Origin of the sequence: Nocardioides panacihumi, from assembly GCF_039530925.1 — a bacterium.
GTDB classification, from domain to species: Bacteria; Actinomycetota; Actinomycetes; order Propionibacteriales; family Nocardioidaceae; genus Nocardioides; species Nocardioides panacihumi.
On the sequence record NZ_BAAAPB010000002.1, the window covers coordinates 199459 to 212980 of the forward strand.

The 13522-nt window shown below is 71.7% G+C and carries 16 protein-coding genes; 7 read left to right on the plus strand and 9 right to left on the minus strand.

Annotated elements, in window-relative coordinates; genetic code table 11:
* Positions 1–3: 3 nt before the first annotated feature.
* A complete protein-coding gene (locus ABD205_RS10095) occupies positions 4–1200 on the minus strand; it encodes a class I SAM-dependent RNA methyltransferase (protein WP_344044674.1) in 1197 nt (398 codons plus the stop codon).
* Between the two features lie 51 nt (positions 1201–1251).
* Positions 1252–3276, minus strand: coding sequence for an APC family permease (locus tag ABD205_RS10100; protein ID WP_344044675.1), 2025 nt, complete (start codon positions 3274–3276; stop codon positions 1252–1254).
* 59 nt (positions 3277–3335) lie between these two features.
* On the opposite strand from ABD205_RS10100, the gene ABD205_RS10105 reads away from it, so the two are divergent.
* Both ABD205_RS10105 and ABD205_RS10110 read left to right on the plus strand, forming a co-directional pair.
* Complete coding sequence (locus tag ABD205_RS10105; RefSeq protein ID WP_344044676.1) at positions 3336–3998, plus strand: potassium channel family protein; 663 nt, start codon at positions 3336–3338, stop codon at positions 3996–3998.
* A gap of 1 nt (position 3999) precedes the next feature.
* Positions 4000–4671 carry a potassium channel family protein gene (locus tag ABD205_RS10110; protein ID WP_344044677.1) on the plus strand — a complete coding sequence of 224 codons (672 nt, stop codon included), beginning with the start codon at positions 4000–4002 and terminating at the stop codon, positions 4669–4671.
* A 100-nt stretch (positions 4672–4771) separates the two neighbouring features.
* On the opposite strand, the gene ABD205_RS10115 is transcribed toward ABD205_RS10110, so the two are convergent.
* The 4 genes from ABD205_RS10115 to dut are packed head-to-tail and all read right to left on the minus strand — an operon-like array spanning position 4772 to position 6999.
* The gene (locus ABD205_RS10115) at positions 4772–5548 is read right to left on the minus strand and encodes a DUF3159 domain-containing protein (RefSeq protein ID WP_344044678.1); all 777 of its coding nucleotides are present in this window, start codon (positions 5546–5548) and stop codon (positions 4772–4774) included.
* The gene (locus tag ABD205_RS10120) at positions 5545–5898 is read right to left on the minus strand and encodes an OB-fold nucleic acid binding domain-containing protein (RefSeq protein WP_344044679.1); all 354 of its coding nucleotides are present in this window, start codon (positions 5896–5898) and stop codon (positions 5545–5547) included. Before ABD205_RS10120 ends, ABD205_RS10115 begins: the two co-directional genes overlap by 4 nt.
* Positions 5898–6527 carry a DUF3710 domain-containing protein gene (locus tag ABD205_RS10125; RefSeq protein ID WP_344044680.1) on the minus strand — a complete coding sequence of 210 codons (630 nt, stop codon included), beginning with the start codon at positions 6525–6527 and terminating at the stop codon, positions 5898–5900. The genes ABD205_RS10120 and ABD205_RS10125 overlap by 1 nt, the downstream gene beginning before the upstream one ends.
* A 13-nt stretch (positions 6528–6540) precedes the next feature.
* Positions 6541–6999: a dUTP diphosphatase gene (gene dut / locus ABD205_RS10130; RefSeq protein WP_425573051.1), complete on the minus strand. Its 459-nt coding sequence runs from the start codon at positions 6997–6999 to the stop codon at positions 6541–6543.
* Between the two features lie 94 nt (positions 7000–7093).
* Between dut and ABD205_RS10135 the strand changes: the two genes are divergently transcribed.
* Positions 7094–7585 carry a DUF3093 domain-containing protein gene (locus ABD205_RS10135; RefSeq protein ID WP_344044681.1) on the plus strand — a complete coding sequence of 164 codons (492 nt, stop codon included), beginning with the start codon at positions 7094–7096 and terminating at the stop codon, positions 7583–7585.
* Between the two features lie 21 nt (positions 7586–7606).
* Complete coding sequence (locus ABD205_RS10140; RefSeq protein WP_344044682.1) at positions 7607–7915, plus strand: DUF4235 domain-containing protein; 309 nt, start codon at positions 7607–7609, stop codon at positions 7913–7915.
* A 113-nt stretch (positions 7916–8028) separates the two neighbouring features.
* Here the strand turns inward: ABD205_RS10140 and ABD205_RS10145 are convergent, their stop codons facing one another.
* The 3 genes from ABD205_RS10145 to ABD205_RS10155 all read right to left on the minus strand — a co-directional run bounded on the left by ABD205_RS10145 (position 8029) and on the right by ABD205_RS10155 (position 10346).
* Positions 8029–8319, minus strand: a complete 291-nt coding sequence (locus ABD205_RS10145) for a DUF4193 domain-containing protein (RefSeq protein WP_344044683.1) — start codon at positions 8317–8319, stop codon at positions 8029–8031.
* A 138-nt stretch (positions 8320–8457) separates the two neighbouring features.
* Entirely contained in the window at positions 8458–9252 is a 795-nt protein-coding gene (locus ABD205_RS10150) for an inositol monophosphatase family protein (RefSeq protein WP_344044684.1), read from the minus strand.
* A complete protein-coding gene (locus tag ABD205_RS10155) occupies positions 9249–10346 on the minus strand; it encodes a ferrochelatase (RefSeq protein ID WP_344044685.1) in 1098 nt (365 codons plus the stop codon). Before ABD205_RS10155 ends, ABD205_RS10150 begins: the two co-directional genes overlap by 4 nt.
* Before the next feature lie 61 nt (positions 10347–10407).
* On the opposite strand from ABD205_RS10155, the gene ABD205_RS10160 reads away from it, so the two are divergent.
* The 3 genes from ABD205_RS10160 to ABD205_RS10170 all read left to right on the plus strand — a co-directional run bounded on the left by ABD205_RS10160 (position 10408) and on the right by ABD205_RS10170 (position 13519).
* Positions 10408–11703 (plus strand): D-arabinono-1,4-lactone oxidase, encoded by a 1296-nt coding sequence (locus ABD205_RS10160; protein WP_344044686.1) that lies wholly within the window; start codon positions 10408–10410, stop codon positions 11701–11703.
* Between the two features lie 152 nt (positions 11704–11855).
* The gene (locus tag ABD205_RS10165; RefSeq protein WP_344044687.1) at positions 11856–12380 is read left to right on the plus strand and encodes a SigE family RNA polymerase sigma factor; all 525 of its coding nucleotides are present in this window, start codon (positions 11856–11858) and stop codon (positions 12378–12380) included.
* The gene (locus tag ABD205_RS10170) at positions 12377–13519 is read left to right on the plus strand and encodes a hypothetical protein (RefSeq protein ID WP_344044688.1); all 1143 of its coding nucleotides are present in this window, start codon (positions 12377–12379) and stop codon (positions 13517–13519) included. Before ABD205_RS10165 ends, ABD205_RS10170 begins: the two co-directional genes overlap by 4 nt.
* Positions 13520–13522: the final 3 nt, after the last annotated feature.

Consider the following 13522-nt stretch of genomic DNA (forward strand, 5'->3'; position numbering starts at 1 on the left):
GGTTCACCCCTCGGTCGCGTCACTCGGGACCACCAGCGCGACGCACTCGACGTGGTGCGTCATCGGGAACAGGTCGAACGCTCGGAGGGCCGCCGCGCGGTATCCGTGCTCGGCGAAGATCGCCAGGTCGCGGGCCAGCGCCGCCGGGTCGCACGCGACGTAGGCGACCGCACGGGGCGATCGCGCCACGACCTCCTCGACGACCGCTCGCCGCGCGCCCTCGCGGGGCGGGTCGAGGACGACGAGGTCGAAGGACTCCGGATATGACGACAGGGCCGGGAGGACGTCACCGACCGAGCACTCCGCCGACGGCACGTTGCCCTGCGAGAGCGCCGACGCCTGGGCGTCTCCCTCGATCGCGACGACGCGGCCCTCGGATCCGACCCGATCGGCGAGGAAGGCCGCGAACAGGCCGACGCCGGCGTACAGGTCCAGCGCGCGCTCCCCCGGCCGCGGGTCGAGCAGGTCCAGCACCGTCGTCACCAGCGTCTCGGGCGCACCAGGGTGGACCTGCCAGAAGCCGTCGGTGGCCACCGTGAAGTCGCGGCCCAGCACGCGCTCGGTGACGGTGCCGGGCGCAGGCTCGCGGGCGTCGGTGCGCGCGATGAGGCAGTCCCCGACCGCGATGACGTCGTGGGAGCGGTGCAGCCGCATGGCGCGCGAGCCGTCGGCGGTGCGCGCGTAGGACTGCCGGGTGCGCCAGCGCAGCCCGTCCTCGTCGCCGGGGACCGCCTCGACCCGGGTCTCGAGCAGCGGGTCGGTGGGGTCGAGCCGGGCCAGTCGCACGAGCTGCTCGCGGATCACGGCGGCCTTGAGGTCACGCTGCGCGGTCGGCGAGACGTGCTGGAAGTCGCAGCCGCCGCACTTTCCCGGGCCGGCGTACGGGCAGGGCGGCACCACGCGGTCCGGCGAGGGCGCGAGCACCTCGACGGCGTCGCCGCGCCAGAACCGGTCGCCGTCGGTGCCCTCGGTGATCTCGACGACCACGCGCTCGCCGGGGACGGCATGGCGGACGAAGACGACCCGGGTCTCCGGTTCGCCCGTCGGCTCGTGTACTCCGCCGGTCGGGACGCGCGCGACGACGTGCCCTCCGTGCGCGATCGCACCGACCTCGACCTCGAAACGCTCCCCGATGCGCGAGCGGCCGCGGGGCTGCTTCGCCCGGGCATGACGGACGGGACGACGCTGCCTGCTGCTCACGCGCTCAGCCTGCCAGAGGACACGGACGGCGCTACAGGCGCGGTCGTCCGGTCAGCGACCGATCTGGCGACCGCGACCCGAGGAGACACCGTCGCGGTAGCTCGGACGCACCCAGTCCTCGGGCTTGTGCTCGATGGAGGACCGCAGCTGGTAGGGCACCGAGATGACCATGACTCCCGGCGTGAACAGCAGCCGGCCCTTGAGCCGCAGCGCGGTCTGGTTGTGGAGCAGCTGCTCCCACCAGCGGCCGACGACGTACTCCGGGATGTAGACGGCCACGACGCCCCGCGGGTTGGCCTTGCGGATGGCCGAGGCGTACTCGACGACCGGGCGCACGAGCTCGCGGTACGGCGAGTGCAGCACCTTCAGCGGGAGGTCGAAGTTGCGGTCGTCCCACTCCTGGAGCAGTCGCGCCGTCGACTCGTCGTCGATCGAGACGGTGACGGCCTCGAGGGTGTTCGGGCGTGTCGCGCGGGCGAACGCGAGGGCCCGGAGCGTCGGCTTGTGCAGCTTGGAGACGAGCACCATCGCGTGGACGCGGGTCGGCATCACCTTGTCCTCGTCACCCGCCGCGAGCTCCTCCTCGACACGGTCGTAGTGCTTGCGGATCCCCCGCATGAGCGCGTAGAAGAACACCATCGCGAGGATCGCGATCCACGCGCCGGCGAGGAACTTCGTCAGCAGCACGATGACGAACACGACCGCGGTCATGCCGAGACCGAAGGTGTTGATCAGCCGCGACCGGTGCATGCGCCGCCTGGCCGCCGGGTCCTTCTCGGTCTTCAGGTGTCGGGTCCAGTGCCGGATCATGCCCAGCTGGCTGAGGTTGAACGACACGAAGACGCCCACGATGTAGAGCTGGATCAGCCGCGTCGTCTGCGCGTCGAAGGCCTGGATCAGGATGATCGCCAGGATGGCGAGGAACAGGATCCCGTTGCTGTAGGCGAGTCGGTCGCCGCGCGAGCCGAGCGCCCGGGGCGCGAAGCCGTCGCGGGCGAGGATCGATCCGAGCACCGGGAAGCCGTTGAACGCGGTGTTGGCGGCCAGCACCAGGATGATGCCGGTCATCGCGACGACGAAGTAGAAGCCGGGCGGGAAGTCGTGGAAGACGGCCCGCGAGAGCTGCGCGACGACGGTGTGCTGCTCGTAGCTCGCCGGAAGCGGGTTGCCGCTGCTGTCGCGCAGGCGGCCGACGTCACCGGGGTCGACGTACTTCAGGCCCATCCGGTTCGCGAGCAGCATGATGCTCATCAGCATCGTGACGGCGATGCCGCCGAGCAGGAGCAGGGTGGTCGCGGCGTTGCGGCTCTTCGGCCTCCGGAACGCGGGGACGCCGTTGCTGATCGCCTCGACGCCGGTCAGTGCGGCACAGCCGGACGAGAACGCCCGCGCGAGCAGGAAGATCAGCGCGACCTGGGTGAGGGTGCCCTGGTGGTCGGCGTCCGGCACGACGGTGAGGCTGGCGCTCTCGACCGGGTGGAGCGTGCCGGCGGCGTCCTGGATGATGCCGAAGGCGCCCATGCCGAGGATCGCGACCATGAACCCGTAGGTCGGGATCGCGAAGAAGGTGCCCGACTCGCGCACGCCGCGCAGGTTCATCGCGGCGAGGACGATGACGAGGATCGTCGCGACCGTGGCCTCGTGGCCGTTGATGAACCCGATCGCCGAAGCGGCGTTCTGGACGCCCGAGGAGATCGACACCGCGACGGTGAGCACGTAGTCGACCAGCAGGGCGCTGGCCACCGTGATACCGGCGTTCGGGCCGAGGTTGACCGTGGCCACCTCGTAGTCCCCGCCGCCGGAGGGATAGGCGTGCACGTTCTGTCGGTACGACGCCACGACGGTCAACATGACCACCGCGACCGCGATGCCGATCTTCCACGACCACACGTACGCCGACGCGCCGGCCAGCGACAGCATGATGAAGACCTCGTCCGGGGCGTAGGCCACCGACGAGAGCGCGTCACTCGCGAACACTGGAAGCGCGATGCGCTTGGAAAGCAGCGTCTCCCCCAGCTGGGAGCTTCTGAGCTTGCGGCCCAGCAATATTCGCTTGGAGACGTCACCCACACCCACGAGCGGCAAGGCTACGGCACGTTGCGCCACCCGCCGCTGTCTGCGGATACGGTGGGCGCGTGCACGTAGTGATCATGGGGTGCGGCCGGGTCGGTTCGACGCTCGCCAGAAGCCTCGAGGACCGCAACCACACGGTCTCCATCATCGACAGCGAGCCGGACGCCTTCCGGCGCCTGGGACCGGGATTCAACGGGGACAAGATCACGGGGATCGGGTTCGACCAGGAGGTCCTGGAGAAGGCCGGCATCCGCCGGGCGGACGCCTTCGCGGCCGTCTCCAGCGGCGACAACTCGAACATCATCGCCGCGCGGGTCGCGCGCGAGAGCTTCGGCATCCAGCAGGTCGTCGCGCGGATCTACGACCCCGGCCGCGCCGAGGTCTACCAGCGGCTCGGCATCACCACGGTCGCCACGGTGAAGTGGACCGCCGACCAGGTCCTGCGCCGGCTCCTTCCCGCCGGGGCCGAGCCGGACTACCGCGACCCGTCGGGCACCATCCGGCTCGACCACGTGCCCGTCACGGACGTCTGGATCGGCCACCGGACCGTCGAGTTCCAGGAGCAGGCCCGCTGCCGCATCGCGTGGATCGACCGACTCGGCGAGGGCGTGCTGCCCACCCGTGACAGCGTCATCCAGGAGGGCGACCTGCTCCACATCGTGATGCGCGAGGAGAACGCGCAGCGCGCCTACCAGGTCTTCAACAACGGCCCCCAGGAGCACTGACATGAGGGTTGCCATCGCCGGAGCCGGCGCCGTCGGCCGATCGATCGCACGCGAGCTGATCACCAACGGCCACGAGATCCTGCTCATCGACAAGGACCCCGACTCGATCAAGCCCGAGCGCGTCCCCGACGCCGAGTGGCTGCTGGCCGACTCCTGCGAGCTCTCCTCGCTCGAGGAGGCCCGCCTCGACCGTTGCGACGTGGTCATCGCCGCCACCGGCGACGACAAGGTCAACCTGGTCACCTCGCTCCTCGCGAAGACCGAGTTCGGCGTGCCCCGCACCGTGGGCCGGGTCAACCACCCGAACAACGAGTGGCTCTTCACCGAGGCCTGGGGTGTCGACGTCAACGTCTCCACCCCGCGCATCATGTCCGCGCTCGTGGAGGAGGCGGTCACGGTCGGAGACCTGGTCCGGCTCTTCACGTTCCGGCAGGGCAACGCCAACCTGGTCGAGCTCACCCTTCCCTCGGACAGCCCGTACGTCGGCAAGCCGTCGGGCCTGATCCCGATCCCCGAGAACTGCGCGCTCGTGACGATCCTGCGCGACGGGATGGTCTACACCCCCGACCCCGAGCAGCCGGTCGAGTCGGGCGACGAGCTGCTGTTCGTCGTCCCGCCCGAGAGCGAGGACGGGCTCGAGCGCCTGCTCGCACCCAAGTCGCACGGCGGCTGAGCGCTCGGCGGCTGAGCCGCTCGGCGCTGGGTCGGTCGGCGCTGGGTCGGTCGGCGCTGGGTCGGTCGGCGCCTCATCACCCGGCGCGCCGCCAGGTGCGCTAGTCGGTGACGGGGCCCGACCTGTCGGGCTGCTGCTCGATGGGAGTCGCGTTGCGCGCCAGCAGCCAGACCATCGTCCCCCACGCCGCGATCCGCAGCGGCCAGCCGAGACCCAGCCGCAGCACACCGATGATGCCGACCGCGGTCGCGGTGTCGATCGTGCCGGCGTGGCCGAGCAGGTAGACCGGCCCCTGCAGCAACACGCCGACCGCGCCCGGCGCCAGGAACAGCCAGGTGAGCCGCGTGCACAGGCTCACGATCTGCTTGTCGTGGTGCCACGCCGTCGGGTCACCCGTCACCGAGCCCACCATGAAGCCGATGAAGGGCCAGCCCACGAGGCAGGACACCACCATCACGACCGTGTAGACGCCGCTCCAGATGATCCCGGGCAGGAAGAAAGCGAGCGCCTGGTCGGCCTCGCTGCCGCCGGTGCTGGCCGCGAGCCGCACGAAGACCCAGCCGATGCCGATGCCGACGATGGCGTTGACGACGTACTGGATCGTGGAGCGCTGGACCAGCCTGACCACCAGTGCCGCGACGGCGACACCGCCGGCGGCCACGAGCGCGAGCCGCAGGTCCTTGGTGGTGAGCCAGAGGAGCGTGAAGACGAGGCCGGGCACCCCCGCCTCGACCATCCCCCGGCGACCGCCGAGCGACTGGGCCATCTGGCGTCGTACGACGGACTCCACCGTCTCGACGGACGTGGGCGAGGTGTGGTCGGGCTCGCTCATGACCTGCGCCTTCTGGGTCTCCCCGCTCGAGGACGCCTCGCTCACGGGATCAGCTCGTAGCGCGGGTTGTAGAGCGTCCGGACGCCGTCGTGGACGCCGATGCGGCCCTGCACCTGGAGTGACCGGCCGGGGGTGATCCCGGCGATGTGGCGGCGGCCGAGCCAGACGACCGTCAGCAGGCCGGTGCCGTCGAAGAGCTCCGCCTCCAGGGCCGGGACGCCACCGCGCGGGCGGAGCGTGACGGTGCGGAGCGTCCCGCGCAGCCGGACCACCTCACGGTCGACCGCGTCGGCGATGGACACGACGTCCTTGGCCTCGTAGACGGTGCGCAGGTCGCGCGCCTCCTGGTCGGCGGTGTTCGCCCAGTCACTGAGCTTGTCGCGGAGACGTCCCATCACTGCACCCGCTGAGCCTCGGGCGGCAGCGTGAGCGGCAGCGCCTCGCCGACCGGCATGGCCCCGGCGCCGCGCCGCACGACGACATCGGTGATGCCGTCCTCCCACGACTTCGCGTAGTCGTCGTCGACCGCGGGGCGGCCGAGCAGTGTGGCGCGCAGGAGCCACCGCGGCCCGTTGATGCCGATGATCCGCGAGATCTGGGTGCCTGCCTGCCCGTCGGGCATCTGCACCCCGAGCTGGCAGACGAGCTCGGGGCCCCAGCGGCCCTCCCGCTCGGTGACGGTCCCGCCACGACGCTGGACGTCGGTCGCGAGCTGAGGACGCACGTCGCCCCACAGGTCACCGTTGCGCGGCGCGGCGAAGGCACGCAGCTCGAGCGCGCCGTCCTCGGCGGTCAGCAGCGCGGCCTGCACGGCGCCGGTCGCGTCGTCCACCTGCAGACGCAGCTCGCGACCCGGGAACGGCGCCAGGGCGATGGAGCCGAGGTCGATCCGCTCGACGTCGGCGACGGCGTCCGACATCTCGTCGGCGTCGTACGGCCCTGCCGGCAGCCCCCCGATCTCCGCCGACGCGTCGACGTCGTCGGAGAGGTTGTCGGGACCTGCGGACTTGCGGCGGAACTTCACCTGGACTCTTCTCTCAAGACTGACGGGGCTCGGGGCTGCCGAACCCTCCAGTAGAACCGTAACCCCCGGCGCCCCGCACGGACTCAGGCAGGACGTCGACCTCGACGAACACGGCCCGCTCGACACGCTGGATGACCAGCTGGGCGATCCGATCGCCACGGGACAGCTCGATCGGCTCGACGGGGTCGAGGTTGATGAGCAGCACCTTGACCTCGCCCCGGTAGCCCGCGTCCACGGTGCCGGGCGCGTTCACGATCGACAGTCCGTGGCGGGCCGCCAGCCCCGAGCGCGGGTGCACCAGGGCGACGTACCCCTCCGGCAGGGCGACCGCCACGCCGGTCGGCACGAGGGCCCGCTCCCCCGGCGCCAGGCGAACGTCCACGGCCGACATGAGGTCGGCGCCGGCGTCGCCGGGATGCGCGTACGACGGGGGCGGCAGATCCGGGTCGAGCCGGTGCAGAGCCACCTCCAGCGAGGGCTGGCCGGGCAGATGTTCGGGCAGTCGTTCTGGCACCCGCGGGACCCTATCGTCCGGCGTCGACAGGCGGATGAAAAACTCTTCCCTCGTGACCACCTCCGCCCCCGGCAGCACCGGGCCAGTGCCGGCCTACCGGGAGCGCCTGTTCGTCCCTCTGCGCTGGTGGGTCCAGGGCGTGATGTTCGTGGCGACGCTGTGGCTCGCGCTCGTCGTCGCCGTCCCCGGCCTCTGGGCCTGGTCGGCGACCGCGGCCGTGCTCGCGCTGATGGCCCTCGCGTTCGTCGGCTACGGCTCGGCCAGCATCGAAGTGGCCGACGGGCACCTGCGTGCCGGGCGCGCGCGGATCGAGGCGGTCCACCTCGGCACGGTCGAGGCGCTCGACGCCGAGGCGGCGCGCCGGACGGCCGGTGTCGACGCGGACGCCCGCGCGTTCCTGCTGCTGCGCCCCTACGTCAAGCGCGCAGTGAAGGTGCGGATCGCCGACCCCGCCGACCCCGCGCCGTACTGGCTCCTGGCCACCCGGCACCCCGAGGCGCTCGCCTCCGCGCTCGCCGCCCTGACCGCGGCGGATCGCGACTGAAGCACCTACTAGGGTGGATCCATGGCAAAGGGTTCGCAGGACTCCAAGGGGTCCAAGGTCTGGACGATCTTCTCGTTGGTCTCGGCACTCGGCGCCGCCACCGTCGCGCGCAAGGGTCTCGACAAGGGGTGGCAGGTGGCCACCCGCCGCAAGCCCCCGGAGAACCCTGCCGACCCTGACGTGGCGCTGTGGGAGGCCGTCGCCTGGTCCGCCGCAACCGGAGCGGCGGTGGCGCTCGCGCGCATGTTCGCCCAGCGCCGCGCGGCGAACTACTACGTGAAGTCGGCCGGCCACCTGCCCCCACAGCTGGAGAAGGACGACCAGCAGTAAATCGAGATCGGGGTTCGGGCCCTTCGAGATCCGGGCTCGGGCCCACTCACGCGGCGATCAGCCGCGCGGAGTGGCCCGAGCCCGGATCTCGAAGGGCCCGAACCCCGATCTGATTACGCGCAGTCCTTGCAGATCATCCGCTTCTCGTCAGCCAGCTGGCTGCGGTGGTGCACCAGGAAGCAGCTCATGCAGGTGAACTCGTCCTCCTGCTTGGGCTTCACCTCGACGGCGAGCTCCTCGTGCGACAGGTCCGCGCCAGGGAGCTCGAAGGATTCGGCGGCTTCCGCCTCGTCCTCGTCGACCTTGCCGGAGTTCTTGTCGTGACGGCGCGCCTTGAGCTCTTCGATGCTCTCCTCGGACTGCTCCTCCTCTGTCTTGCGCGGAGCGTCGTAGTCCGTTGCCATGCGTCACCAACTCCCTTCATTCCAAGCCCACGCGTGTCGGGCCCCGAGCCGACACGTCGGGGCGAGATTGTGCACCATGCCGGGCCCACCCCGCACACCGGTCCACGGTGCAGGACGTGAACATCAGGTGACGGGTGACTATTCCCCGCCGTAGCCGGCGGCCAGGACGGCGTCGCGCAGCTCCTCGAAACCGTGCTCGGGAGCGGCCACCACGAGCGGTCGACCGGCGAGTCCTGGCAGCACCTCGACCCGGGCGCCCGCACCCTCGGCGACGAGCGCCCCGGCGGCGTGGTCCCAGAGGTTGACGCCCACCTCGAAGTAGCCGTCGGCCTGCCCGTCGGCGAGATGGCACAGCTCGAGGGCGCACGACCCGTGCCGGCGGATGTCGCGCACCCGGGGCAGCAGCCGGACGAGGCCCTCGGCCTGCCGCTCGCGCATCACGGCGTCGTAGCTGAACCCCGTCAGGACGAGGCGCTGCGCCAGCGGCGCGGGACCCCGTACGCCGACCGGCTGGTCGCCCCGACGCGCCACGACGCCCTCCTCCGTCCGACGGGCCGTGTGCTCCACACCCGTCGCGACGTTGAGGACGATCCCGGCGACGACCCGACCGTCCACCTCGGCGGCGATCGAGACGGCGTACTCCGGCAGCCCGTACACGAAGTTCACCGTGCCGTCGATCGGGTCGACGATCCAACGCACACCGGTCGTGCCGGCGACGTCGTCGCCCTCCTCGCCCAGGAACGAGTCGTCGGGCCGCTCGGCGAGGATCGTGGCGCGGATCAGCGCCTCGGAGTCCCGGTCCGCCTGCGTGACGACGTCGACGTCGCTGGACTTGGTCGCTGCGACCGTGACGTCCGCCGCGGCGCGCTCGCGCACGAGCGCCGCCGCGACGCGGGCAGCTCGGACGGCGACGTCGAGCAGCTCCTCACTCATGCCGACTCCCCGCAGAGCGCCGGGCGGTCCTCGCGCAGGTTGCGGCAGCAGCCGACCGGGCAGCGGTCCCACAAGGGGCCGATGTCGCCGACGGCCGCCCGGGCGACTTCCTCGCCGCGCTCGACGGCGGCGCGCTCGAGCAGCAGGTCGCGGACGGCGGCGACGAAGCGTGCGTCGTCGCCCGGCGTGGCCGCGCGGCGGCCCGCGATCCCGACCCGCTCACAGGTCGCCAGCGCCTCGGTGTCGAGGTCGTAGACGACCTCCATGTGGTCGCTCACGAACCCGACCGGGACGAGCACGACCGCCCGCGTGCCGGCGGCGGCGAGCTCCTCGAGCCGGTCGTTGACGTCCGGTTCGAGCCACGGCACGTGCGGGGCGCCGGACCGCGAGCAGAACGCGAGCTCGTGCTCGTGCCGGACGCCCGTCTCCGCCGCGACCCTCCGTACCACGACGGCGGCGACGTCGAGGTGCTGGGCGAGGTAGGCGCCTCCGTCCGGGCCGGACGTGTCGTTCATCGCCGTCGGGATCGAGTGGGTCACGAAGACCAGGCGTGCCTCGCCACGCAGCTCCTCCGGGAGGTCGTGGATCGCCGCGAGCACGGCGTCGGCGACGGGCTCGGTGAAGCCCGGGTGGTTGTAATAGTGGCGCAGCTTGTCGATCACCGGCGCCCCCTCGACCGCCGCCACGGCGTCGAAGAGGTTCTCGCGATACTGCCGGCACGACGAGTACGACGAGTAGGCGCTGGTCGTGAACGCGGCCGCCCGGGTGATGCCGTCGGCCTTCATCTGCGCGACCGTGTCGGCCAGGTAGGGGTCCCAGTTGCGGTTCCCCCAGTAGACCGGCAGGTCGATCCCGGACGCTCGCAGGTCGGCGCGCAGCGCCTCGAGGAACGACCTGTTCTGGTCGTTGATCGGCGAGCGTCCTCCGAAGCGGAAGTAGTGCTGGCCGACCTCCTCGAGCCGCTCGCGCGGGATGCCGCGACCGCGGGTGACGTTCTCCAGGAACGGCACCACGTCCTCGGGCTTCTCGGGACCGCCGAACGAGACCAGCAACACGGCGTCGTAGGGACGGGGGTCGCACGCGCTGACGTCCATGCCGACACCCTATTTGCACGAGCACGTCCACGCTCCCCGGGGCCGCCGCTAGCGTGACGCCATGCAGTGGCGCAACTGGTCCGGCCTCGAGACGGCCGACCCCACCCGTGTGGTCACCCCGAGGTCCGTCGAGGAGGTCGTCGCCGCGGTCGCCGAGGCCCGCGACGACGGTGGCCGGGTCAAGATGGTCGGCAGCGGGCACAGCTTCACGGCGATCTCCGCCCCGGACGGCGTGATGCTGTCCCCCACCGGCCTGACCGGGATCACGGCCGTCGACCGCGAGGCGTTGACCGTGACGGCGTACGCCGGGACGCAGCTCAAGCACCTCAACGTCGCGCTCGAGCACCTCGGTCTCTCCCTGCACAACATGGGCGACATCGCCGAGCAGACGCTCGCGGGCGCGATCTCGACCGGCACGCACGGCACCGGCGGCCGGGTGGCGGGAATCGCTGCGCAGGTCGTCGGGCTGACCCTCGTCACCGGCACCGGCGAGCTCGTGACGGCGACGGCCGACGAGAACCCCGACGTCCTCGACCTGGCACGGGTCGGCCTCGGCGCCCTCGGGATCCTGGTGACGATCACCTTCCGGGTCGAGCCCCTGTTCGGGCTCGAGGCGGTCGAGCAGCCCATGTCGTGGGACGAGTTCCGGGGTTCCTTCGACGACCTCACCCGCTCGGCCGACCACGTGGACGCCTACTGGTTCCCGCACACCGACCGGCTGCTCACCAAGCGCAACACCCGGGTCGCCGTCGACGCCGTCCGGCCGCTGCCGCGCTGGCGGGCGTGGTTCGACGACGACTTCCTGCAGAACACCGCCTTCGGCGCGCTGACCGCGGCCGCCAACCGTGCGCCCGACGTCATCCCGCGGATGAACCGCGTGAACGCACGGCTGCTCGCACCGCGCACCTACTCCGACGCCGCGCACCGCGTCTTCACCACCGAGCGTCGCGTCGTCTTCCGCGAGATGGAGTACGCCGTCCCGCGGGCCGACGGCCTGGCCGTGCTGGCCGAGTGCCGGCGCCTGGTGGAGGCCTCCGACCTGCGCATCTCGTTCCCGGTCGAGCTGCGCGTCGCCGCCGCCGACGACGTGCCGCTGTCGACCGCGCACGGCCGCGACTCGTTCTACCTGGCCTTCCACACCCACCGGGCCGCGCCGCACGAGGAGTACTTCGCGCTGATGGAGCCCGTCCTGCGGGCGGCGGGCGGGCGCCCGCACTGGGGGAAGGTGCACACCCGGAGCCGGGCCGACCTCGAGCCGGCGTACGAGCGGTTCGGCGACTTCCTGGCGATGCGCGACCGCCTCGACCCCCACCGGGTCTTCGCCAACCCCTACCTGGAGCGCGTCCTCGGCCCCTGAAATCGCCGAGTCGGCGCATCCTCGCACTCCAGGAGTGCCGAGTCGGCGCGTCCTCGCACTCCAGGAGTGCCGAGTCGGCGCATCCTCTCACCGAACCATTTCGCCTCCCCATCTCGTCGGAGGACCATGAGAGGTGCGGAAGGGAGACGGCCGTGGCGGCAGGGTCGAGGGACGCGTTCGCGGAGTTCGTCGCGCTGCGCTCGGCTGCGCTCCAGCGGGCGGCGTACCTCATGGTCGGCGACGTCGGCCTCGCCCAGGACCTGGTGCAGGAGGCACTCACCCGCACCTACATCGCCTGGCCGAAGCTCCGCGACCCCCACCGTGCGGAGGCGTACGCCAGGAAGGCCATCACGACAACCGTGATCGACTGGTCGCGCCGACGCCGTTGGCGTGCCGAGCGGGCGATGCCACTGCCGGAGGCGGCCCCGGACACGATCACCCCTGACCATGCCGGCGACGTCGACGAGCGCACCTGGCTGTGGATGTGCCTGCTCCGGCTGCCCGTCCGCCAGCGCGCCGCGATCGTGCTCCGCTACTACGAGGACCTCACCGAGCGCGAGACGGCCGAGACCATGGGCTGTGCGATCGGGACCGTGAAGAGCCAGGTGGCGGCCGGGCTGGCCAAGCTCCGGCCGCTCGTCAAGGACGGGCTGCCGCCCGAGGAGGTGCACCGATGACCGGTCAGCTGCGCGACCTGCTCGAGGAGCGCGCCGACGCCGTCGGTTTCCGGCCACCGGACCTGGCGGAGATCGTCGCCGAAGGAGACCGGCGCGTCCGCCGCCGTCGGCTCCGGGCCGTCACCGCCGCAGCCGTCGTCACGGCCGTGGTCGGCGGCGGGGCCGTGGTGGCCGGAGCGATCCGACACCCGGACGAGGTCGTCACCGGCGGCGGTCTCGCGGACGCGGTGACGTGGTCGCGCGGGTCGACCATCCATGTCGGCCCGGACGAGATCGACGTCGGCTTCCTCATCCACGGCTTCCTGCGCACGTCGTCCGGGTTCGTGCTGATGGACGGTCAGCAGTCGGTCTGGTCGGTCACCGACGCGGGGCAGCGGCGTATCGGCAAGGTCGGCGGCCAGGAACGACTCGTGGCGGACCGCAACGGCACCCTGGCGGCGTGGATCGACCCCGCGGACGAGCTCGTCGTCTTCGACCAGCTCGCCGGCACGACGCGCAGCTTCGGCGACCTCGCGGGGACCTCCGACGGAGGCGGTGTCCTGGCGCTGGACGGCCGGACCGTCTACTGGCGCAGCGGCGCGGGGGTCGTCACCGTCAACGCCGACACGGGCAAGGTCACGCCGTTCGCGGACGGCCGGCTGCAGCTGTTCGACGTCAAGAACTCGGTGCTGGCCTTCGCCGACGCGACCCGCGACCTCAAGGTCGGTTCGTCACTGGAGGACGCCAAGCCGATCGTCGCCTGGTCGCTCGACACCCACGGTGGCGACGAGCCAGTGGTGCTGTCGCCGACCGGCCGATGGGTCGCAGTCGCCCACATCCGGGTCACGGGCTCCGGCGACAGCCAGGAGATCGAGTCCCGTCTCAACGTGTACGACGTACGCACCCACGCAGCGACCGCCCTCCACCTCCCCGGCGGCCGGTGGGTGGCCGTGCCCAGCGTGTGGCTGGGCGACGCGACGCTGCAGGTCATGGGGCTGTTCGGGAATCCGCCCTTCACCGGCGACACCATCGACCCGTCGCTGTTCAGCTGCTCGCTGCCGTCAGGCAGCTGCCGGCGGGTCGCCACGGTCGGCAAGGTGGGCGCCGGCTACGCGATCGCCACGCTGCCCGACGGTCACTGGTCGTCCGACGACCAGTGAGGT